The sequence below is a fragment of the Vibrio neptunius genome, from assembly GCA_019339365.1.
Taxonomy (GTDB): Bacteria; Pseudomonadota; Gammaproteobacteria; order Enterobacterales; family Vibrionaceae; genus Vibrio; species Vibrio neptunius.
Map to the genome: position 1 here is coordinate 659914 of CP079859.1, position 23344 is coordinate 683257.

Annotated in this window: 20 protein-coding genes and 1 pseudogene; 4 read left to right on the forward strand and 17 right to left on the reverse strand. The window is 46.9% G+C overall.

Annotated features, from left to right (window positions below; genetic code table 11):
- Nucleotides 1-85 precede the first annotated feature (85 nt).
- Both KW548_03180 and rraA read left to right on the forward strand, forming a co-directional pair.
- The gene (locus tag KW548_03180) at nucleotides 86-1003 is read left to right on the forward strand and encodes a 1,4-dihydroxy-2-naphthoate polyprenyltransferase (GenBank protein QXX07092.1); all 918 of its coding nucleotides are present in this window, start codon (nucleotides 86-88) and stop codon (nucleotides 1001-1003) included.
- A gap of 76 nt (nucleotides 1004-1079) precedes the next feature.
- Nucleotides 1080-1601, forward strand: a complete 522-nt coding sequence (rraA, locus tag KW548_03185) for a ribonuclease E activity regulator RraA (GenBank protein ID QXX07093.1) — start codon at nucleotides 1080-1082, stop codon at nucleotides 1599-1601.
- Nucleotides 1602-1651: 50 nt separating this feature from the next.
- Here rraA and KW548_03190 read toward each other — a convergent pair whose 3' ends face one another.
- Nucleotides 1652-2995 carry an MATE family efflux transporter gene (locus KW548_03190; protein ID QXX07094.1) on the reverse strand — a complete coding sequence of 448 codons (1344 nt, stop codon included), beginning with the start codon at nucleotides 2993-2995 and terminating at the stop codon, nucleotides 1652-1654.
- 109 nt (nucleotides 2996-3104) lie between these two features.
- Nucleotides 3105-3875: a triose-phosphate isomerase gene (gene tpiA / locus KW548_03195; protein ID QXX07095.1), complete on the reverse strand. Its 771-nt coding sequence runs from the start codon at nucleotides 3873-3875 to the stop codon at nucleotides 3105-3107.
- Between the two features lie 285 nt (nucleotides 3876-4160).
- Between tpiA and KW548_03200 the strand changes: the two genes are divergently transcribed.
- Nucleotides 4161-4508, forward strand: coding sequence for a 5-carboxymethyl-2-hydroxymuconate isomerase (locus tag KW548_03200; GenBank protein QXX07096.1), 348 nt, complete (start codon nucleotides 4161-4163; stop codon nucleotides 4506-4508).
- A gap of 26 nt (nucleotides 4509-4534) precedes the next feature.
- Nucleotides 4535-4960: a DUF805 domain-containing protein gene (locus tag KW548_03205; protein ID QXX07097.1), complete on the forward strand. Its 426-nt coding sequence runs from the start codon at nucleotides 4535-4537 to the stop codon at nucleotides 4958-4960.
- Between the two features lie 62 nt (nucleotides 4961-5022).
- Here the strand turns inward: KW548_03205 and KW548_03210 are convergent, their stop codons facing one another.
- The 15 genes and pseudogenes from KW548_03210 to aspA form a co-directional block, all read right to left on the reverse strand.
- A complete protein-coding gene (locus KW548_03210) occupies nucleotides 5023-5505 on the reverse strand; it encodes a hypothetical protein (protein QXX07098.1) in 483 nt (160 codons plus the stop codon).
- Between the two features lie 107 nt (nucleotides 5506-5612).
- A complete protein-coding gene (locus KW548_03215; protein ID QXX07099.1) occupies nucleotides 5613-7340 on the reverse strand; it encodes a cation acetate symporter in 1728 nt (575 codons plus the stop codon).
- A 12-nt stretch (nucleotides 7341-7352) separates the two neighbouring features.
- Nucleotides 7353-7616 (reverse strand): DUF4212 domain-containing protein, encoded by a 264-nt coding sequence (locus KW548_03220; GenBank protein ID QXX07100.1) that lies wholly within the window; start codon nucleotides 7614-7616, stop codon nucleotides 7353-7355.
- Between the two features lie 220 nt (nucleotides 7617-7836).
- Nucleotides 7837-8463 carry a MarC family protein gene (locus KW548_03225; protein QXX07101.1) on the reverse strand — a complete coding sequence of 209 codons (627 nt, stop codon included), beginning with the start codon at nucleotides 8461-8463 and terminating at the stop codon, nucleotides 7837-7839.
- Between the two features lie 106 nt (nucleotides 8464-8569).
- Complete coding sequence (locus KW548_03230) at nucleotides 8570-9205, reverse strand: response regulator transcription factor (protein QXX07963.1); 636 nt, start codon at nucleotides 9203-9205, stop codon at nucleotides 8570-8572.
- Nucleotides 9206-9382: 177 nt separating this feature from the next.
- On the reverse strand, nucleotides 9383-11173 hold the full coding sequence (locus tag KW548_03235; GenBank protein QXX07102.1) for a protein-disulfide reductase DsbD: 1791 nt from the start codon (nucleotides 11171-11173) through the stop codon (nucleotides 9383-9385).
- Nucleotides 11174-11322: 149 nt separating this feature from the next.
- Nucleotides 11323-11811 carry an arginine repressor gene (locus KW548_03240; protein ID QXX07103.1) on the reverse strand — a complete coding sequence of 163 codons (489 nt, stop codon included), beginning with the start codon at nucleotides 11809-11811 and terminating at the stop codon, nucleotides 11323-11325.
- Nucleotides 11812-12095: 284 nt separating this feature from the next.
- Nucleotides 12096-12560 (reverse strand): aspartate carbamoyltransferase regulatory subunit, encoded by a 465-nt coding sequence (gene pyrI, locus KW548_03245; protein ID QXX07104.1) that lies wholly within the window; start codon nucleotides 12558-12560, stop codon nucleotides 12096-12098.
- Between the two features lie 16 nt (nucleotides 12561-12576).
- Nucleotides 12577-13506, reverse strand: a complete 930-nt coding sequence (gene pyrB, locus KW548_03250; GenBank protein QXX07105.1) for an aspartate carbamoyltransferase — start codon at nucleotides 13504-13506, stop codon at nucleotides 12577-12579.
- Nucleotides 13507-13994: 488 nt separating this feature from the next.
- The gene (locus KW548_03255; protein ID QXX07106.1) at nucleotides 13995-15005 is read right to left on the reverse strand and encodes an ornithine carbamoyltransferase; all 1011 of its coding nucleotides are present in this window, start codon (nucleotides 15003-15005) and stop codon (nucleotides 13995-13997) included.
- 120 nt (nucleotides 15006-15125) lie between these two features.
- A complete protein-coding gene (gene arcC / locus KW548_03260; protein QXX07107.1) occupies nucleotides 15126-16037 on the reverse strand; it encodes a carbamate kinase in 912 nt (303 codons plus the stop codon).
- Nucleotides 16038-16096: 59 nt separating this feature from the next.
- Nucleotides 16097-17317, reverse strand: a complete 1221-nt coding sequence (gene arcA, locus KW548_03265) for an arginine deiminase (protein QXX07108.1) — start codon at nucleotides 17315-17317, stop codon at nucleotides 16097-16099.
- A 1078-nt stretch (nucleotides 17318-18395) separates the two neighbouring features.
- Nucleotides 18396-19845: pseudogene (locus tag KW548_03270) on the reverse strand (YfcC family protein).
- Nucleotides 19846-20320: 475 nt separating this feature from the next.
- Nucleotides 20321-21628 carry an anaerobic C4-dicarboxylate transporter gene (locus KW548_03275; protein ID QXX07109.1) on the reverse strand — a complete coding sequence of 436 codons (1308 nt, stop codon included), beginning with the start codon at nucleotides 21626-21628 and terminating at the stop codon, nucleotides 20321-20323.
- Nucleotides 21629-21797: 169 nt separating this feature from the next.
- A complete protein-coding gene (gene aspA, locus KW548_03280; GenBank protein QXX07110.1) occupies nucleotides 21798-23249 on the reverse strand; it encodes an aspartate ammonia-lyase in 1452 nt (483 codons plus the stop codon).
- Nucleotides 23250-23344: the final 95 nt, after the last annotated feature.

Sequence of the window (23344 nt, forward strand, 5' to 3'; positions counted from 1 at the left end):
GTCACGTCGGTGGCCTTTTTTGTTTCTACGTGAACTTTGATGTGCCACAATTCTTGTACTCTACAATGAGACTACACTAGTCAGTATGAAACAGTCTTTACGTATCTGGCTCGACGCCGCTCGACCAAAAACGCTGCCATTGGCACTAGTATCGATATTAACCGGTAGTGTGCTGGCATATTCTACTCATCATTTTTCTTGGGTGATTGGCGTTTTAGCCTTTGTCACGGCCACTTTATTGCAGATCCTATCCAACTTAGCGAACGATTATGGTGATGCGATAAAAGGCACTGACAACGACAAACGCCTTGGCCCTACGCGCGCTGTACAATCCGGTGCAGTGACTCAGGCAGATATGAGGCTGGCGATTGTGATTAATGTTGGCTTGACCATCATTGCTGGGCTAGCTTTGGTTTTTTACGCGCTTGATAGTCTGCAAAGCATTCTGACTTTTATTGGCTTAGGTATACTGGCTATCGTTGCTGCTATCGCTTATACGGTCGGGAATAAGCCTTATGGTTATGTGGGGCTCGGTGATGTATCAGTATTCATATTCTTTGGTTTGCTTGGTGTAGCTGGGACCTTCTTTCTGCACACTGGCCTTATTGCACCTTTGCTGGTTTTGCCCTCGGTAGGCTGTGGTTTACTCGCAGTCGCGGTATTGAACATCAACAATATGCGGGATATTGAAAACGACGAAGAGTGCGGAAAGCGCACGGTTGCTGTTCGTCTTGGGCAGAAAAATGCTAAGCATTATCACGCACTATTATTAGCTGGCGCTGTCTTTGCGTTTATTGTGTACCTGCTGCTTCAGCCTGCGTCTGTCTGGCTGAGCGTTCCGTTTTTGTTGAGCGTATTGGTAATTTACAGACACGGCAAAGCCGTATGGCAAGCACAGCAGCCTGCGCAGATCGCCCCGATGATGCCAGTTATTGTGAAGTGCTCTCTGGTCACTAACTTGTTGTTTGCTGGTGTGGTTATAGCTCAAACTCTGGCCAGTTAATTGAGCCTTGTCATTGCAATGACTTGATCTCTCTATATACTCGATGGAGATGACGAACCGTATGGGAAGGAACACTATGGAATACAATACGTCGGCTTTATGTGATATTTACTCAGAACAAGTGGATGTAGTAGAACCTATGTTTAGCAATTTTGGCGGCAGTGCCTCATTTGCCGGACAAATCACGACGGTGAAGTGTTTTGAAGACAACGGTCTGATTCGAGAAGTGCTCGAACAAGATGGCCTAGGTCGTGTTCTGCTGATTGATGGAGGTGGCTCATTACGCCGTGCTTTGATTGATGCAGAACTGGCGTCACTGGCTGAAGAAAACGAATGGGAAGGTTTGATCGTTTATGGCTGTGTGCGTGAGGTTGATGATCTCGAAGACATGAATGTCGGCATTCAAGCTTTGGCCTCAATCCCTGTTGGGGCGGTATCGCAGAATGTAGGCGAGGTAGATGTACCCGTCAATTTCGGGGGAGTTACTTTCATTCCCGAAGATTACCTTTACGCCGATAATACTGGTGTTATCTTGTCTCAAGAGCCATTGGATGTTGAGCTCGACACCGACGAAGAAGATGAGCTTATCGCCGACTAAATGGTAAAGTAAAGAATCAAAAAACACCGACCTTCAAGGTCGGTGTTTTGCTATGTGGTTTCTGCTAAGAATTGGCGTCGGACTCTCAACGCGTAAAGATAACCCAGAATGCCGCCCAATATATTGCCGAGCGCAATACCTATAAATAGCCCTTCAATATCGTACAAGTAGCTACCCATCCATGCGCAAGGCAAGGTAAAGGCGAATAGGCGCATAAAGCTCCATTGGAATGCTTTGAGTGGCTCATGCAGCGCGTTCAGGCTAGACACCAGCATCATGACGATCCCCTGAAACCCATAACTGAATGGCACGACAAGCAAATAGTGCCATAACAGGTCTTTCACCGCTTGTTCCTGTGAAAATAAAGCTGCCAGTGGAATGCTCAGCGGAACCATCATGACAAAAATCCCGAACTGGAACAGCAGTGAAAAACGCATGCTGAGAAATAGCCCAGCGAAGCTACGTTGAGGGTTATTGGCCCCGACATTTTGAGCAATGAATGGTGTTAAGGTAGAGGTGAGCGACATCAAAACAATGATAAGGATAGATTCCACACGCTGGGCTGCACCATAAGCGGCCACTGCCGCGGTGCCGTGACTGGAGAGTAGCATCATCAGAATGGCACCGGACAAAGGGTTCATCGCGTTGGAGAGCGCTGCCGGAGTGCCAATTTTTAGGATTTGTCGCCAGTCAGCCCATAGCGTTTTGAAGCGGGGTAAGGCGAGAAGCTTTTCTCTTTTCACCAACACATACAGTGAGCCGATTAAGGCGCCAAACCAACTTAGGGCACTGGCGATGGCGGCACCCTGAATCCCCAGCTCTGGAAATGGCCCATAACCAAAAATCAGTAACGGATCGAGCACACCATTGATCAAGCCCGCCAGCATCATGATTTTGGCAGGTGTTTTGGTATCTCCTGTGGCACGAATTGCGCTATTGCCTGCCATGGGGACGACAAGTAATGGAATCGTCAAGTACCAGATGTGCATATACTGGTTTATCAGGGGCAGCAGTTCTTGTTCTGCACCGAGTGCTAGGAACAATGGGTCAATGGTGAAGTAACCTAAGCCAGATGCAAAAGCGACTAAAGTCACCGCTAGCGCGAGTCCATGACTTGAGAAGCGTGCTGCATCTTCGGATTGTCCTTGCCCGAGCAGGCGGCCGATATTGGCTGATAGGCCGACACCAATCCCCATCGTGATGCAGTTGACCGCAAAGGTCACCGGGAAAGTGTAGCTGATGGCAGCAAGGGCTTCAGTCCCGAGCAGAGAGATAAAAAAGGTATCCACCAAGTTGAACATCAGAATAGCTACCATGCCGAAAGTCATCGGAATGGTCATCTGACGGAGCACGAGAGGGATGGGGCCAGTCAAAAGGCCGTGCTTATCCTGCATTCGAAACCACTACTCTTGGGGCGAAAAGCGTAGGATACTTGATTGATGTGTGAGACACAAAAAAGGCCAGCTTGCGCTGACCTCAATAAGAGTTTTCCTAAAGGAAAAATTACGCTTTCGCTGCTGCCGCTGCTTTAGCGATTGCTGCAAAGCTCTTAGCGTCTAGAGAAGCACCGCCCACTAGAGCACCATCGATGTCTGGTTGTGAGAAGTAAGCTTCAGCGTTTTCTGGCTTAACAGAACCACCGTATTGGATGATAACTTGCTCAGCGACTGCTGCGCTTTTCTCTGCGATTAGTGCACGGATAGAAGCGTGGATGCGCTGTGCATCTTCAGCAGTTGCTGCTTTACCAGTACCGATAGCCCAGATTGGTTCGTATGCGATGATCGCATCGTTGAGTGCTTCAACACCGTATGCATCGATCACGGCGTTAATTTGACGAGCACAGACTGCTTCTGTTTCACCCGCTTCGTTTTGAGCTTCTGATTCACCGATACAGAAAACAGGCTTCAGGCCGTTCTCTTTTAGGAAAGCAAATTTCTTCGCGATGAACTCATCAGATTCGTTGTGGTATTCACGACGCTCAGAGTGGCCGATAATGATGTGAGATGCACCAAAGTCTTTCAGCATTTCTGGAGACATATCGCCAGTGAATGCACCGCTGTTGTTTAGGTCAGTGTTCTGTGCACCTAGGATGATCTTGTTACCGCCTTCTGCGATAACGCGCTCAGCAAGGTCAATGTAAAGCGCTGGTGGAGCTACGGCTACGTCAACACCTTCAACACCTTCAAGTTCCGCGTTAAGGCCAGTTAGCAACTCTTTTACCATTGCTTTGCTGCCGTTAAGTTTCCAGTTACCCATCACTACAGGACGACGCATAGGAATATCTCCCTTTGTATTTAATGTAGAAAGTTCATTAATGTAAAAAATCTTCGTAGGAATATAACAGATTAAACTCATCAAATCATGACTAGTATCATGTCTTGATCGGTTCTGACGCAATGAATAAAGTTGTGACAGCGCATAATTGGTATAAGCTCTGTTGTACTGAGTGATCTGTAAAGCATTATGCTGGTTTTGTACTCGGAAACCGCAGTGGAAATTGGTAATAGTGGCGGAGTATTTTAGTGATTTTTTGAAACTCTCTTACATTTGAGGACTACAATGCCAAATTTAGTAATGGAATACTCTAACTCCGTCGATGAACGCGTGAATGTACAAGGTCTATTGGAGGACCTGCATCAAGTGACGCTTCAATGCGGGCTTTTTGACGTACCTTCCGTGAAATCCCGAGCGCTACGCTGCCATAATTGGCTGATTGGAGAAGATGGCGATAACGTCGACTTTATTCATATTAGTTTTGAACTGCTTGATGGCAGAACAGCGGAGCAAAAGCGCGACCTTTCACGCCAGTTAATGGATGTGTTGCAGGAGCAAGCAAGTCACGTGCATAGTCTAACGGTCAATATCCGAGATATGGACAAAGAGTGTTTTCAAAAAGTGGTCAATTAACATTTTTGATTTTTAGGTAAGTCGTCATGTCTATCAAAGAACTGTTGTTTTCATTTCAAGGCCGAGTAGGACGTAAAGCCTACTGGATATGGAATGTGGTTTATTACGCATTGATCATTGGTTTTGCAACGGGTATGAATGCGCTGTTTCCAAGTATGGCGCACCTGTTACTGCCACTATTTTTGATTGTGGTTCTGGTGCCGGATTTGGCCATTACAGCCAAGCGCTGGCATGATAGAGGCAAGTCCAGTTGGTGGCTACTACTCAATGTCCCATTGGTGATAGGTCGTATGACGCTACCAACTGGTGATCCAACACAGATGCCGCAGTCTACAATGCTTCAAGCCCTAAGTTCTCTGGCTGCATTGGCGTGTGGCATTTGGATTCTTATTGAGTGTGGTTTTCTCAAGGGCCATCAAGGCAATAACCAGTATGGACCAGAGCCGAAATAGGGCATCAAAAAGAGCTGGGCTGATGCAATGGCATCAACCTTGCTCTTTGTCTCCGCGTCTCTCTATTCCGTAAACAGTGTTTCGTATTTTACAAATACGGTTTGTGTTTCCCCATAATATAAGGTGCCATCAGATTGAATGGCCACTCTCAACCAGTTGTCCGCTGAGGTGGGTTTAGGTAGTCTGATGTACCAGTCCTGCCCTGCTTGGTCGGCTGGCTGCATGTCGATTGGTTGTGCGTTCTGATTTTCGCTACTAACCAAAGAGAGCTTAACCCCTTGAAGAGCATGCGCAGCATGCAATGACAGTTCAAGACTGTCTTCGGTGAGCCTTTCAGATCGGAACTTGACTTTAAAGTCCCCGTTTTCCATATCGCATAAACCACTGGTGTAGCGACAGTTTGATTTGCTGGCCAGCTTGTAACTCTGGCCTTCTTTCGCAGCATGAGGTTTTTCGCTGACTGCCATGTCAGTGCCAAAATAGGCAATAATGGACAGAATCGGGGCAATCAAAAGAGCGACAATAAAGTGCTTATTTTTGAACATCTTGGCTTCCTTGCGATAACATTTCGAAACTACGGTAACTGAATTAAGCGCAATAAAAAAGCCCCGGACGGGTCGTCCCGTGAGGGGCTTTCAATGTTAAGTGTTGATTAGTGGTCTACCGCATCTCCAGCGCCAGCTGGGAAGCGAACATGTTCGACCAAATCCTTCACTTCTTGTGGTGTTTCTGCCGTGACTTTCGATACCGCGAATGCAACTAGGAAGTTGAATAGCGCACCAATGGCACCGAAGGCATTAGGCTCGATACCAAGGAACCAGTTGCTGCCCCAGCTTTCTAGGTATGTCCAGTCCGCGATGAACAGGATACCTTTGTGCTGGAATACGTAGAACAGTGTGATCGTGATACCTGCAATCATGCCAGCAATCGCGCCTTCTTTGTTGATGTTCTTGCTGAAAATACCCATCATCAAGGCTGGGAAGATGGACGAAGCAGCCAGACCGAAGGCCAGTGCCACCGTACCAGCAGCAAAGCCAGGCGGATTGAGTCCTAGATAACCCGCGACAGCAATCGCGACCGCCATGGATATTCGGCTAGCCATCAGTTCTTTCTTCTCAGAGATGTTCGGATTAATCACACCTTTGATTAAGTCATGAGATATCGCCGATGATATTGCGAGCAGCAGACCAGCAGCAGTAGACAGTGCTGCGGCTAAGCCACCAGCAGCCACCAGTGCAATGACCCAGTTAGGTAACTTGGCAATTTCTGGGTTAGCCAGCACCATGATGTCACGGTCAACTTTTAGCTCATTGGTTTCAGCATTTGATGTGTATTGGATGTTGCCATCACCATTTTTGTCATCAAAGCCAAGTAGACCAGTTTTTTCCCAGTTTTTGAACCAGTCAGGGCGTTCATCGTAAGCCAGACTCTGCCCCGGAGCTGGGTTAACCGTATCCATTAGGTTTAGACGTGCCATTGCTGATACCGCAGGTGCAGTCGTGTATAGAATGGCGATAAAGACGAGAGCCCAACCCGCTGAAGTTCGCGCATCACGCACTTTCGGTACGGTAAAGAATCGGATGATGACGTGTGGCAGACCGGCAGTACCTATCATCAGAGACATGGTGTAAACGAACATGTTCAGGGTATCGCCACGGACTTGGGTGGTATATTCACTGAAGCCAAGTTCGGTCACTACTTGGTCAAGTCGATCGAGCAGATAGACATCTGTTCCGGCCATGGTACTACCGAGACCAATTTGTGGAATTGGGTTTCCGGTGAGCTGCAGCGAGATAAAGATAGCTGGAATGGTGTACGCAAGAATCAGTACACAGTATTGAGCAATCTGAGTATAGGTAATACCTTTCATGCCGCCCATCACCGCGTACATAAAGACAATACACATACCGATCAGGAGACCCGTCGAGTAGTCTACTTCAAGGAATCGGCCGAAGGCTACACCAACCCCTTTCATCTGGCCGATGACGTACGTTACTGATGCGATGATCAGACACACGACCGCAACAATACGGGCAGTATTTGAGTAGAAACGTTCACCAACAAACTCAGGTACCGTGAACTTACCAAACTTACGCAGGTAAGGCGCTAAGAGAAGCGCGAGTAGTACATAACCACCTGTCCACCCCATCAGGAATACGGAACCTCCGTAGCCCATAAAGGCGATAAGGCCTGCCATTGAAATGAAGGAAGCAGCAGACATCCAGTCCGCGGCCGTTGCCATGCCGTTGGCGATTGGGTTAACCCCACCACCTGCTACATAGAACTCTTTAGTTGATCCCGCGCGTGCCCAAATTGCGATACCGATATAAAGGATAAAAGTGGCACCTACAACGAGATAAGTGATTGTTTTCAAATCCATCTAAGCTGCTCCTTATTCGTCCACATCAAATTCGCGATCGATCTGGCGCATCTTCCACGCGTAGTAGAAAATAATGCCTAGAAAGGTATAGATGGAGCCTTGTTGTGCAAACCAGAAGCCCAGTTTATAGCCACCTATCTGAAATTGATTAAGCTCGTCGACAAATAGAATGCCGCAGCCAAAAGAAACGACAAACCAGACAACCATTAAGCTGATCATCAGTTTTACATTTTTATCCCAGTAGGCCTTGGCTCGTTCCTGACTTTCAAACGCCATTGCCGCCTCCTTACGATTGATTGTGTTGTTAAGAAAATGTTTCACTATCAACTCTAGCAAGGTAATAGCGAGAACTCTTTTCAACTTTAGTCGTGTAGAGAAAAACAAAAAGCGCCTCAAAATAAGGCGCTTAGGATTTAAATGATAGATTCTTGTGATGTTAATTCATTGTTAAATTAGCCAAAGGTCTAATGAATTATTGATGACTTTGTAAAATAATTTACCCTAGGTAGAAATCTTTGATACCCAAGAGCAGGTTATTTAGTGCCACTGCTGCAAGGATGAGCCCCATTACACGACTGATGATTGCAGCCCCGACATTGCCGATCCATTTCTGGATATGCGTCGCACCTAATAGCAAGAGCAAAGTGATTAAAAGAACACCTACCATTACTGCAGCGGTGATACCTTGGTCGACCATAGAATAACGGTGATTATCGGTCAGCATCACGATCGCCATCATTGCACCCGGAGACGCAATCGAGGGGATGGCAAGCGGGTAGACGGCTAAATCGGCCAAATCCGAGTGGCTGACTTCTTCTGACAGCTTAGTTTCCTGTTCAGGTTTAGATTCACCAAAAATCATTGTTAGGGCGAACAGCAAGAGTACTAAGCCACCGGCAGCCTGAAATGCAGGTAGAGGAATCTGCATCGCATCCAGAAGCAACTGACCTGCGATAAGGAAGAACAGAAGCACGCCTGCTGAGATACCCACCGCTTTTAGCGCCACTAGACGGCGTTGTTTGGCAGTGAGGTGTTGAGTTTGGGACAGATAAACTGGAACGGATCCAATTGGATCGATGACGGCCCAGAGAACGACAAATTGAGTGATCAATACGCTAAGCAATGATATGACTCCCAGAGTTAGTGAAACAGAGGGATGAACAAGTCGAACGAATGAACGACTTGCCTATCTTAGCAGATAAATGATCGAGATAGTGTGAAAAAGAATATTAAGATTCAGATTCTAGCTGCTGAAGTAAAATTACAGCCTGAGTGCGGCTTTTCACACCTAACTTTCTAAAGATAGCTGTCATGTGGGCTTTGATGGTGGCCTCAGAAACATTTAACTCATATGCAATCTGCTTGTTTAGCAGACCATCGGATAACATTCCGAGTACTTTGTATTGTTGAGGCGTTAAAGTGGCAATTTTATCTGCTAAGTCATTGCAGGCCGCACTGTTGGTGATGGAACCTTCTGGAAAGAAAGGTTCGCCGCTCAAGACCTGATTCAAGGCACTGACCAATTCTCGCATGTCGCTTGATTTAGGGATAAAACCAAACGCTCCATGGCTTTTTACTTGCGTCACGACAGACGCTTCTTCACTAGCGGACACGACCACAATCGGCAGGTCTGGATATTCTGCTCTTAGTTGAATCAACCCTGACATGCCGTTGGCGCCGGGCATTTTTAGATCAAGGAGCAGCAGGTCGGGGTCGTCTTCCTTGGCCAAAACTGCCAAAAGTGCATCGAGGGAATCCGCTTCCAATAAATTGGCACCACTAATCGCCATATGCACGGACTGAAACAGCGCATTGCGAAACAAAGGGTGATCGTCGGCGATGATAATGGTGTAGGTCGAATCCATGACGTTTACTGCTATAAAAGTTTGCTTAAAAGAATTATTGTCACCTTTGAGAGTATGAACAATATTCATAGCCTAAAAGTCTGAACTGTATCGGGTTTTATCGCCAAATTGCTTTTAACTGCTCAAGAGGCAAAAACGCCAGTCATCAGACTGGCGTTGAGTGAAACGAGATAGCCCCTACAAGCGATGGGCGCTAAGGTGTTGTAAAAACGGCTCTGCCTGCATAAATCCGGTGACTCTGGCGTTGGAGACATGTTGGCCGCTGGCATCCCAAAATTCGATTGTCGGTAGACCGAGTACATTCATCTGTTTTAGCAGTTGAATATCTTGCGGTAGATTCTTAGTGACATCGGCTTGTAACAGTACAAAATTGCGCAACTTTGCTTCCACATCAGGCTGGTGGAAGGTGTACTTTTCGAACTCTTTACACGCCACACACCAGTCAGCATAGAAGTCGAGCATCACAGGTTTGCCCGCCAGCTTAGCTTGCTCTAATTGGGTGTTGAGATCATCCACGGTGGTAATGCGTGTAAATTGAATACTAGGCTGCGCTTGCTCTGTATGACCACCAAACCAGTAGTTGAGTGCGGGCTGCGCTGAGGCAAATAAGCCAAGAACCGCAATGATACCGACCGCACTTTGTTTCCAGCCACCAAATGGCAGTGAGTTTTTAACATGGTATAGCCAGCCAAAAGCAGCTAGCCCCAGCGCTGACCATAATCCAGTCGCCCATGTTTCTGGTAAGATGCGCTCAAGTAAGAAGATTGGCGCGGCAAGTAAAATAAAACCAAACAGGGTTTTTACTCTGTCCATCCAGTTCCCCGCTTTTGGCAGTAGTTTGTTACCAAATACCGCAACCAACATCAGCGGGATGCCCATGCCCAGCGCTAGAGCATACAGTGCGACGCCGCCCGTGAGTAAGTCACCGCTTTGTGCGACGTATAGTAGTGCGCCTGAAAGGGGCGCTGTGGTACAAGGCGAACAGACTAATCCTGAAATCGCCCCCATCGCGAATACGCCCAGTGAGCTGCCGCCTTGTTGTTTGTTACTTAGGTTATTCAGCCACGTCTGTACTGCACTTGGCAGTTGAATGGTGTAGGCACCAAACATTGATAGCGCAAGGGCAACAAACATGATGCTCAAACCAATCAGGACGTAAGGGTGTTGCATGGCAGCCTGAAACTGCATACCCGCAGAGGCGACAACCAATCCCAATAAGGTGTAAGTGAGAGCCATCCCTTGAACGTAAATAAACGCCAAGCCCAATGCTCGGCCGTGGCTCAGTTTGCCGCTGCCGAGCACAATACTGGTCAAAATCGGATACATCGGCAGCACGCAAGGTGTAAACGCAAGACCAACACCCAGTGCTAAAAACAGTAATGGTGTCCACCAGCTATCACTTAGGCTAGATGCTAGGCTTGACTCCTGAGAAACCGGCTGTGACGGCTTGGCTGGAGTGTCTGTTGGTGCAGAACTTGTGCTATCTGATGGCGCCGATTCGTCACCAGCGCTGGATTGGAAACTGGTTAAGTCAACCACGCGGGTCTCTGGTGGGTAGCAAAAGCCAGCTTTTGCACAGCCCTGATACTGGACAATCAAACGCGCGCCATCCTGATAATCGGCCAAAGGCACTTCGACAAATAGGGGCGTCGTATAGATGTTGACCTCACCGAAAAACTCGTCTTGGTAGGGCTGACCATCTTCCATTTTCAGCTTGCCAACGTTGACTTGTTCACCACTGACCGATAAACGGTGCTGGTAGAGGTAGTAATCCTGTTTGACTTGCCAGTCGAGGAAAACCCTATCGCCTTGTTGATAGGCGTTAAATGGAAAAGCTTGATCGACAGGGACAAAAGTATTGGTCTGATTTCCGAAGCTTGGTGCAGAGTTAGACTGCTCGAAAAGCGCCAAGGCAGGAGCAGATGCTACAGTCAGGCATAATAGGATCAGTGAAAAGACGGCACGCATAGAAAAGTCACTTGAGTTAAATTTTCATCAGTTTAACTCAATCAGACAGGGGAAAGGGGGAATAAGTTTCACACTCCGACAAATATCGCCAATTCAAAAGCTTAAGTCAGGCCGATGCCTGACTTAAGTATCGACAACATCGGAAAGGTTTAGGCCACGCCGAGTCGGGTACGCACCACTCTTTCGCAGGCATCAATATGAGCGATGTCTTTTGGTATCACTAAGACGGTGTCGTTACCCCCTACGGTACCAAGAATTTCAGTGTGTGGGTCGATGTCGACCAATCTTGCGACGAGCTGAGCACTGCCAGGGTGAGTTTTAACCACCACCATCGCCTGATTGTGGGTAATGAATTCAATTTGTGAAGAAATTGACGATTCAACACGTACAGGTGCGGTTTCAACGGTGATGCAATACACCTTTTTACCACAGGCATTCTGAACCTTAACCACCCCAAGCTGAGACAGTAGACGCGAGACAGTCGATTGGCTGATACCATCAAAGCCGATATCAACCAGTGCTTCGCGTAACTCATTTTGAGTGGTAAAGCTCTGTTGTTGAAGCAGGCGTTTACAGGCTGCAGTCAGGGTTTTGTCTTCAGCATAATTTACTGAAACTAGATTGAGAGTTTCACTCATGCGAACTCCTTAAAACATGACGTAGAGATAACTCTTCCTTGCGACCTTCAGCACTTCTTTCCTTAGTAGTGCCTCAGACATTGAGCTGTCACTTCTTTGGTGACTTAAGATGTTTATTCAGAGTATCTTACCACCAAATAAAGTGTGGCTTTTTGAAAGGGATCACCAATTAATAACTATTAATTTGCGATTCTATTGGTTGATAATTCTGTTGTGTGTGGATATTTATTCTGAGATAGGAATAAATATCCACAATGCTTTTATAGAGCGGCGATCGGGGCTGATTAGCGGGCTTCTGCCATGATTTCGCGTGAGAATACCTTTTCACAGTAATGACATTTGAGCTGAACGTGATGCTGTTTCTGCTGCACTTTAAAGTGGCTTTCGACAGGTTCCCCGTGCGAAATACAATTACTGTTTGGACACTCAAAGACACTATGAATATGTTCTGGAAGCGCTAAAGTGAGTTTATTGACCACCTGATATTCTTCAATCTGGTTTACGGTCGCTTTCGGCGCATACAGAGCTAATCGGTTGGCCTGCTCTTTGGTCAAATAAACATTTTCAATCTTGATAAGGTCTTTCTCGCCGAGCGCCGAAGAAGGTAAGTTGAGACCTATGGTAATGCGTTGATTGGTCTTGTGCATTTTAAATAGTTTGAGCACTTTAATGCCAACGTTAGCAGGAATATGGTCAATCACGCTGCCGTTACGAATGGCTTCTACTTGTAGTTGAGTTGCTTTCACCATGGTAATTCTCCTGCAATTAAAGGGTTTCACTTAGAACAAGGGCAAGTAAGGCTTCACGCGCATAGACACCGTTTTCAGCCTGCTCAAAATAGTAAGCGTGTGGTGTTTTATCGACGTCTGTTGTGATTTCATCGACGCGTGGCAACGGGTGAAGAACCTTAAGATTGTCACGAGCCTCTTTTAGCGTATCGGCGGTGAGAATGAACGCTGACTTGATATGAGCGTATTCAGACTCATCAAAGCGCTCTTTCTGTACACGCGTCATATACAGGACATCAAGCTCCGGTACGACGTCTTCGATGTTGTTGTGCATACTGAATTTGATGCCAGCTTCTTCGAGTTCTTCACAGATGTAATCGGGCATCGCCAACGCTTCAGGAGCGATAAAGAAGAAGCGAACGTTGTTGAATTTGGCCAGTGCCTGAGTCAGAGAGTGAACGGTTCGGCCGTATTTAAGGTCGCCAACAAATGCGACATTGAGGTTGTCGAGCGTGCCTTGGGTTTCGTAGATAGAAAACAAGTCCAGCAGAGTCTGAGTTGGATGCTGATTTGCGCCGTCACCGCCGTTAACCACAGGTACGCCATTAGAAAACTCGGACGCCAAACGCGCTGCGCCTTCTTGTGGATGACGCATCACAAAGGCATCGACATAAGAGGCTATCACCTGTACCGAATCGGCCAGTGTCTCACCCTTTTTCGCCAGTGACGTGTTGCCACCATTGTCGAAGCCAATGATTGTGCCGCCAAGACGCTGCACCGCCGTTTCAAATGACAGTCTGGTGCGCGTGGAAGGTTCAAAGAAGCAGCTGGCGACCACTTTGTTTTTAAGCAGTGTCGGGTTTGGCTCGGCTTTTAGCCTAGCCGCGGTGTCGACGATAAGCTCTAGCTCGCTGCGGCTGAGCTCAGGAATGGAGATAATGTGCTTGTTAAATAACGAATGCGCCATCGCAATGTTTCCTCGTCTCAATAGGTGAGTTTGTCCAACCGATGTGGATTGTTAATCCATGGGTTGATGTAAATTTCAGACAAAAAAAAAGCCCCCTAAATAGGAGGCTTGAAAAGGATCGATAGAACAAAATGAAACCACACATGTCCCTGAGTCAGGGCATAAGTTAAGCCAACATTGAGTGGTTGCTGACAGGTTCATTTTGATCCTCCGAAGACAAATTGCGGAGGATTATACGGACAAAAAAAGCCAACGCAAGCGTTTGCGTAAAGTATTCATAAATTGGATTTTTATTCGTATTTCGCCTATTTTAGCAACACGTTTGCAGCGGTTGTGCCCTCTTGCATTGAGGAGAATGATGAGCTCGTGAGTATGAAAAAAAATGCGGGCTTTATTCAGCATGTTTTTACTACATGATGAATGCCACCCGCATTTCCCTGCAAACAATACTCTGTCTATTCGAGTATGATTACTTTTAATCGATATTATTAGTCACCCAGTGTTGCGACCATCACCGCTTTGATGGTGTGCATACGGTTTTCCGCTTCGTCGAACACGATAGAGTAGTCCGATTCAACCACTTCATCAGTTACTTCACAGCCGTTTTTCAGCATTGGGTACTCTTCAGCAAGCTGTTTACCTACCGTGGTATCTTCGCCGTGGAAGGCAGGTAGGCAGTGCATGAATTTCACATGAGGGTTACCAGTTGCTTTGATCATGTCCATGTTGACTTGGTAAGGCAGCATGAGGTTGATACGCTCTGCCCAGGCTTCTTTTGCTTCGCCCATCGATACCCACACATCAGTGTACAGGTAATCACAACCTTGAACGCCTTCTTGAACCTCTTCAGTCAGGGTAATTTTCGCACCGGTTGTTGCAGCGATCTCACGGCACTGTGCCACAAGGGCTTCTTCTGGCCAGAACTGCTTAGGCGCGACGAGACGAATATCCATGCCCATCTTAGCGGCGCCAACCATCAGAGAGTTGCCCATGTTGTTGCGTGCATCACCTAGGTAGGCAAACTTCATTTCGTGTAGCTGTTTGCCACGGCCATGTTCCATCATAGTCAGGAAGTCAGCGAGAATTTGCGTCGGGTGGAACTCATCGGTCAGGCCATTCCATACTGGTACACCTGCGTAAGCGCCCAGCTCTTCGACAATTTCCTGACCAAATCCACGGTACTCGATACCATCGTACATTCGGCCTAAAACGCGAGCGGTATCTTTCATCGATTCTTTGTGACCAATCTGAGAGCCTGTTGGGCCTAAGTATGAAACTTGAGCACCTTGGTCAAAAGCCGCAACTTCAAAGGCACAGCGGGTACGAGTTGATGTTTTCTCGAAGATCAGAGCGATGTTTTTGCCTTTCAGGCGAGGTTGCTCATAGCCGTTGTATTTCGCTTTTTTCAACTCGACGGATAGGTCCAACATGTGTTGAATTTCACGTGGAGTAAAGTCTAATAGTTTTAGGAAGTTACGGTTACGTAGATTGAAAGCCATGATGTTTTCCTTCTTATCGATGTGCACTTTCTCGTTGCAGGGAAAGAGGTAAGAAAGTGCAGTAATGAATTTGAGTGAATGTTTTATCTCAGCCCTAGCGTAAGATAGAGCTGATTGGTATTAGCCCTGAGTGATATTGGTGCCTGCCGTGCCCTGAAGAATGCGTAAACCATCTTCCAGTGCGCCGATACCGACCACTTTGCCGCCTTGTTGGACGAACTCGCATGATGCTTCTATTTTTGGTCCCATTGAGCCAGCATCAAATTGGTACTGCGCTAATTCGGATGGGTGAGTGCTGCGCAGCGCCTGTTGGGTAGGCTTGCCCCAATCGAGGTAAACCGCGTCCGCATCAGTAAGGATGAGTAGAGCATCAGCGTTTAGCTGCTTGGCAAGGAATGCGGCGGACATGTCCTTGTCAATCACTGCTTCAACACCGACCAGTTTGCCATTTTCTTTTTTGACTGGGATGCCGCCGCCGCCAGTACAAATCACTAAGTGGCCTTCATCGATGAGCTTAGTGATGGCTTCATTTTCGACGATGCCTGTTGGCTGTGGGCTAGGTACAACGCGGCGGAAGTGCTGGCCGTCAGGTTTGATGGTCCAATGGTACTTCTCTGCCAGTTCACGCGCCTCTGCTTCTTGGTAAATCGGGCCGATAGGTTTGGTTGGATTGTCAAATGCCGGGTCATTTGGGTCGACTGTCATCTGCGTTAACATGCAAGTCGCGTTGACGTTCGGCATTTGGTTTTTGAACTCTTGCATCAGCATGTAACCAATCATGCCTTGCGTTTCACTGCCCAGAACATCCAGTGGATATGGTGCTACCTTTTTGTATTCCAAGCCTTGTAGAGCCAGCAAACCGACCTGTGGGCCATTGCCATGCACCAGCACGACATTGTATTGCTCGGCTATTTCCGCAATAGCTTTGACGGCAATTTCGATGTTCTGACGTTGCACTTCGGCCTCTAGCGGTTCACCGCGGCGAAGTAGGGCGTTTCCACCAAGTGCGACAACTACAGTTTGTTTTGTCATTGCTTTAATCTCTCTGCTGAGGGCGAGAGCTAAGTCGCTCTCGCCAACTTATCCGTTAGTTAAATACCATCACGTTCGATTGGGCAGCTCATGCAGCGTGCACCGCCGCGGCCACGACCTAGCTCATCGCCAGGAATTGGCAATACTGTGATGCCCGCTTTGTCGTATTTCTCGTTGGTGTAGGTATTGCCTTCGTATCCGATCACGACACCAGGCTTGACGGTAAGAACGTTGTTCGCATCGTTCCATTGTTCACGTTCCGCGTTGAAGTTGTCACCGCCAGTGGTGATAAGGTTGAGCTGGTCGACGCCAAGCGCTTTCTCGATAGCCGTCACGAAGTAACCTTCTTCTTTGACATTCACAGCGCCAGACGCATCGCCAGTCAGGCTCCAGCACTTGACATCTTTGCGCATCACCTCTGGGTAAACAGAGAAGGTATCTTCACGCATATGAGTCATCACAGTGTCTAAGTGCATGCAGGAACGATGTTTCGGTAATTCCATGGCAATCACTTGCTTCGCTTGACCATGTTTGAATAGGCCAGACGCTAAATGTTCAACACCTTGAGCGGTTGTGCGCTCAGACATACCAATCAGCACAGCGCCTTTACCAATGACTAAGACATCGCCACCTTCAATGGTGGAGTTGTCGTAGATTTTCTCTTCATCACCGAAGTATTTGATAAAGTCCTGACCAGCAAAGCTTGGATGCCAACGGTAGATAGCACGAACATGGTTGGTTTCACGTTGGCGAGCTGGCTTCGCCATTGGGTTGATAGAGACACCGCCATAGACCCAGCAAGAAGTGTCGCGGGTAAATAGGTGGTTTGGTAATGGCTCAATGATGAAATCTGTTGGTGCGTGAAGCCCCTGCATCATAGATGAGGATTTCATCGGCATTTCAGCGTAAGAAAGACCACCGGTAAGGATCTTAGCCAGCTCAACATTGGGTAAGTCACTTAAGTAGCAACGAACGTCATTGGCAAAAGTTCTACCTAAACGGTAATCCGATACCTGACGACTTAGCAGCCAGTCTTTAGCTTCTGAGACAGCCAGTGTATCTGCCAGCAAGTCGGTAAGTAGTAAGACTTCCACACCTTGGTCGCGCAGAGTTTGGGTGAACACATCGTGCTCTTTCCCTGCACGCTCGACGGCAAGTACGTCATCAAATAGCAGATCGTGGCAGTTGGAAGGCGTCAGGTGAGTCAGTGCTCGTCTTGGGCGATGCACCAGCACGCGACGCAATTGACCGATTTCAGAACCTACGTATAACTTACTCATGATCGTATCTCTCTTATATTTATAATTAGTTTTAAAACTTAAAAACTAATATTTAATTTGTAGGGAATAGAAGAGCGAATTTATTTATTCACTTATTTTGTTTCTGAAATTCATATTACGCTTGTCTGGAGAGGAATCTTAGAGATCAATCACAGTTCGTTTTTTATGCCTAAAGTCAGTGTTTTTAAGGGGTTTAACAATATCTATGCAGTTGTTATTGGTATGTGAACTCTCTAATTAGCCACTCAGTTTGGAACTTTATGCAAGTAAATATCCGAGATGATAGATAAATAATAACTAGTCGGAAATATATGCAATAAAAATTTGGTGATAGTACGTTGAATAAAGCGGAAATATGCAATGAATCTTTCTAGGTAATTGCTTTTGAGGTGTGAATTAATCGTTTTATAACAATATATTTAGTAATAATTGTTGTGCTGATCACATATTAATATTTGCACTTCCTCAAATTGGAGGAAATACCGATGATATCCCCTCATTCCCTAGACTGACGAAGGAAGGAGTAGGGAATCTCGATAAGTCATCTGCTTGCTTGAAGAGATCCCCAATTCGCTCGTCCCTCACTCTTGAGGATGACGGGGTAAGGTGTTGAAATAAAGGATTTAGAGCAGACTTCGCCCTTGGAGGGAATACCGATGATATCCCGTCATTCCCTAGACTGACGAAGGAAGGAGTAGGGAATCTCGATAAGTCATCTGCTTGCTTGAAGAGATCCCCAATTCGCTCGTCCCTCACTCTTGAGGGTGACGGGGTAAGGTGTTGGAATAAAGGATTTAGAGCAGACTTCGCCCTTGGAGGGAATACCGATGATATCCCGTCATTCCCTAGACTGACGAAGGAAGGAGTAGGGAATCTCGATAAGTCATCTGCTTGCCTGAAGAGATCCCCAATTCGCTCGTCCCTCACTCTTGAGGATGACGGGGTAAGGTGTTGAAATAAAGGGTTGACTTCAAGTTTCAACCCTCAAAAATTTCTCCAGCTCTCCAAACACAAGAAAAGCCGCACTAGGCGGCTTTGAGAGCTCACATCCTGTGAGCGAATGTAAGGAAATAGTCAGTTAGATAAGCGCACCAATACTGATCATCACAACACAGAATAGTGTCAGAATGGCTAGCAATGGTGCCACCCATTTCACCCAGCGCACATAAGGCACACGGGCAATGGCAAGGCCGCCCATAACGACTGCCGAAGTGGGGGTAATGAGGTTAACCAACCCAGAGGCAGATTGATAAGCCGTGATGACTAGGTCACGTCCGACACCAGCAAAGTCTGCGAGTGGGGCCATAATTGGCATGGTGAGTACCGCCAGACCAGAGGTTGAAGGCACAAGGAAAGATAGCAATATCTCAAGGAAGAACATGACGTTAATGAACACGACCGAAGACAGACCCGTCACCATCTGCTCCGCTGAGTACAAGATGGTATCAGTGATCATGCCACGGTCCATGACAACCACAATCCCGCGCGCAATACCAATGATCAGCGCGACGCCGAGTAAGTCACGAGCGCCATCGATAAAGCTGTTAGTAAATTCTTCTTCGCTCATACGTGCGACGAGTCCAACTAAAATTGTTGCTGCTAAGAACATGGCTGAAATTTCCGCCATCCACCAGCCCGCGACAGAGACACCGTAGATCATCACGCCGAATGAAGCGCCGAAGATGGTTAAAATCACTTTACGTGTAGTAGTGAACTCAAGAGATTCGCCAGTTTGATTACCAAGGAAATGCGCTTTGTTTTCTTCGTATTTATCGTAAACAATTGACTTGCTTTGGTCTTCTCGCACCATCCGCGCGTAGCGCATGACGTAGGCAACACAGATGATCCAGCCGATCACTAGCATTAAGACACGTAGCATGATGCCATCTGTAAACGGAATGCCAGAAGCGTTAGCGGCAATCACGGTAGCAAAAGGGTTGATAGTGGAACCTAAAACACCAATGCCAGCACCAAGTAACACAGTGGCAGCGGCAACCAATGGGTCAAAACGAGCTGCCATCATCACTGGTACCAACAGGGTGTAGAATGGCAAGGATTCTTCGGCCATGCCGTAGACGGTTCCCCCGGCAGCAAACAGAGCCATCAGGATAGGAATCATCATCTCTTCTCGGCCTTGGAGACGCTGTGTTACACGTTCAATCCCAGCGTCTATAGCGCCTGTTTTGGTCACCAGCCCGAGGAAGCCACCAATCACAAGGATGAACAGAGATACGTCAATCGCAGCGGCTTCATAGCTATTGTGGTCATAGAAGCCGTCAATCGGTGCCAGAAGCACGTCAATAACGCCTTGAGGGTTACCCTCCACAGATTGGTAAGTGCCTGTGACAGGGACTTCTCTCCCCAACTCTTCATTCATTGCTCGATCATACTGACCAGCAGGGACAATCCAGGTCAGCAGTGCAACCAGTGCAATCAAAATAAACAGAATCGTGTAGGCTGAAGGGAACTTAAAATTGGCAAAAAAGCCGCCTTTTTTTTTCTTCAGTAGGTACAGTTTGGGTGGTCATGGTGATCTCCTTACTCTTACCTGTTGAATAACAAATAAAAGTGAATCAGCGACTAGAGTTACAAATATAAAACTCACAAATACTAAGTTATTGGAATCATGATAATTATTTTGAGCTGTTTGCAAATAGCTCTTAGAAGCCATTTTAATTATTGATAGACTTTCTAACTTTGTTGATCTTCACAAAAATATCTAGTGTTGACTTATTGGTTTTTAAAAAAATATTAATGCTGGAGTATTTGTTTAATTAAAATGAATTTCTATTCCTTCTCTGGATGTAAGGGCAAGTTATTTAGGAGATGATTGATGGTGAATAAATAAGATATGGAATTTTATTCATGAACTCGGATTTTCATTCAAGAGCATTTTTTGAAAGATCTTTTGACCAAAATCAAAATAAAACTGTGATATAAAACTTTTTATTGGAAACAAAATAAAAAAGGGAGCACTGGCTCCCTTTCTGATTACAGTAGTAATTAGATCAGTAGGCCACCGAAAGTGAAGCCTAATCCAACCGCAGATGTAATGGTCACCACGCCAGGAATGAAGAATGGGTGGTTAAATACATAGCTACCGATGCGAGTTGACCCTGTGTCATCCATTTCAACGGCGGCAAGCAACGTAGGGTAGGTTGGTAGAACGAACAGAGCGCTCACTGCGGCGAAAGACGCGACTGCTGTTAGTGGAGCAACACCAATGGCCAGAGCAGCAGGCATCAGCGCGACCGTGGTTGCACCTTGTGAGTAAAGCAACATAGAAGCAAAGAACAGTACCATGGCCAGCATCCATGGGTAATCAGAAAGCAACGCACCTGCCACTTCTTTAATGCCATCCACGTGTGCATTGACGAAGGTTGAACCTAACCAAGCCACACCCAGAACACATACACAAGCGGTCATGCCCGAACGGAAAGTCGAGGCGTTAGGAATCTTTGCAGCATCAATCTTAGTAAATAGAACGATAGCTGCCGCTGCCGCCAGCATCACTGTCATGATCGCTTCGTTACGCCCAAGTGCAGGGTCAACAATCAGACCTACTGATTTTGAGATGGCTGCCGCGTAGCAAACCACGAAGCCAATTGCCGCAAGGAAAATGTATGTGGCTGTTTTCGCCGTCGGAAGAATCTCACGTTGCTTTTCCGTTGCGAGCTTGATTAGGCCTTTCTCTAAGCGCTCCTGATAAATTGGATCATCCTTCAGTTCACTGCCCATAAAGTTCGCGACAAAAGCGCCAATCATACAAGCGATGAAGGTGGTTGGGATGCACACCGCAAGCAGTGTCAGGTAATCAACCCCCATGGGTGCTAGCATTGCGGCGAATGCCACTACTGCCGCTGAGATAGGTGAAGCGGTAATCGCGATTTGCGATGCGACCACAGCAATGGAGAGAGGACGAGATGGACGAACGCCTTGACCTTTTGCGACCTCTGCAATGACGGGTAGCGTTGAAAAGGCTGTATGACCGGTACCGGCCATTAATGTCATAAGGAAAGTGACGATAGGCGCATAAAAGGTGATGCGCTCAGGGTTCTTGCGCAAGAAGTTTTCTGCCAGTTGTACTAACCAATCCATACCACCGGCAACTTGCATTGCAGCAATTGCTGTGATGACCGACATAATGATCAGAATAACATCAACAGGAATGTATGCCTGACTGGTCGGTACGCCAAGAATTAATGACAATGCGATAACGCCTGCACCGCCCGCAAAGCCGATGCCAATCCCGCCGATCCTAGCTCCTAAAAAGATAAAGAGCAGAACGACTAACAGTTCGACCGCTACCATAATAGATACCTCATATTGTTAACTTAAATTCGATTATCTAAACACTCAGTGTCTAAACGTTTAGATAATCGCAGGAGGGAGTCACTGAGCGGGTTAACCCTGATAAAATTGTGGTTAACCGTATTAGTGCCTAAAAAAGGGCCCTATTGGGCCCTCCTTGGTAGCAATCTTATTCGTAGCGTTTCGCTTTATACTTAGGATGCATAAAGTTTTCAACGTTTAAGATATCGTCCAACTCTTCTTCAGTCAGTAAGCCGCGCTCTAGTACGACTTCACGGACGCTCTTACCCGTTTCCGCACAGATCTTACCGACGATATCACCTTCGTGGTGGCCAATGTATGGGTTCAGATAAGTCACGATACCGATTGAGTTGTAAACGTAGCCTTCACAGATCTCTTTGTTAACCGTGATGCCATCGATACATTTATCACGTAGGTTGACACACGCGTTAGACAGCAGAGAAATGGACTCGAACATGCTTTGCGCGATGACAGGTTCCATCACGTTGAGCTGTAGCTGACCACCTTCTGCGGCAAATGAGATGGTGTTGTCATTACCCAGTACTTTGAAACAGACTTGGTTGACCACTTCTGGTACCACAGGGTTAACCTTAGCTGGCATGATAGAAGAGCCTGCTTGAAGCTCTGGGAGGTTCAATTCGTTTAGACCTGAACGTGGGCCAGAGGATAGCAGGCGCAGGTCATTACAGATCTTAGACAGTTTGACCGCCAAACGCTTCAGCGCACCATGTGTCATGACATAAGCACCACAGTCTGATGTTGCTTCAATCAGATCTTCTGCTGGGACTACGTCAAGGCCAGTTACGTCAGCTAAGTGTTTCACTGCCAGTTTCTGATAGCCTTCCGCTGCGTTCAAACCGGTACCGATCGCAGTGGCACCTAAGTTAATTTCAAGCAGTAGCTTTGAAGTGTACTCCAGAGCGCGGATTTCTTCATTTAGAGTCACTGCCCATGCGTGGAACTCTTGGCCTACGGTCATTGGCACCGCATCTTGAAGCTGAGTACGACCCATTTTAAGCACGTCTTTGAACTCTTGGCTCTTGAGTTCAAACGCCCCTTTCAGGTATTCAATCGCTTCAATCAGAGTGTGAACACTGTTGTAAACGGCGATACGGAAACCTGTTGGGTAAGCACAGTTAGTTGACTGGCTTTTATTAACATGGTCATTTGGGTTAACGAATTCGTACTGACCTTTTTCCTTGCCCATCAGCTCAAGTGCGACGTTGGCGATCACTTCGTTGGTGTTCATGTTGACTGATGTGCCTGCACCGCCTTGGAAGACATCTGAAGGGAACTGATCCATGCACTTACCTGTTTCAAGGATCAAATCACACGCTTCAACCACGTATTTCGCTACATCTTTAGGAATAACGCCTAACTCTTTGTTTGCTAACGCTGCGGCTTTCTTGGTCATCACCATACCACGGACAAATTCAGGTACGTCTGAAATGGTGACATTAGAGATGTTGAAGTTTTCGATAGCACGTAGCGTGTGGATGCCGTAGTAAGCGTCGGCAGGAACGTGGCGTTCACCAAGTAGGTCTTGTTCGATACGAGTGGCTGCAGCTGCAGTGCTTGGAGTATCAGTTAGGGTAGCCATCACAGGATCCTTAGATAATTATTCTGATGATAAAGTAAAATGCTAGCCATTCTGCAGTGTAAGAATCCTTTCGTCAGAATTTTTGGCTGTAAAAT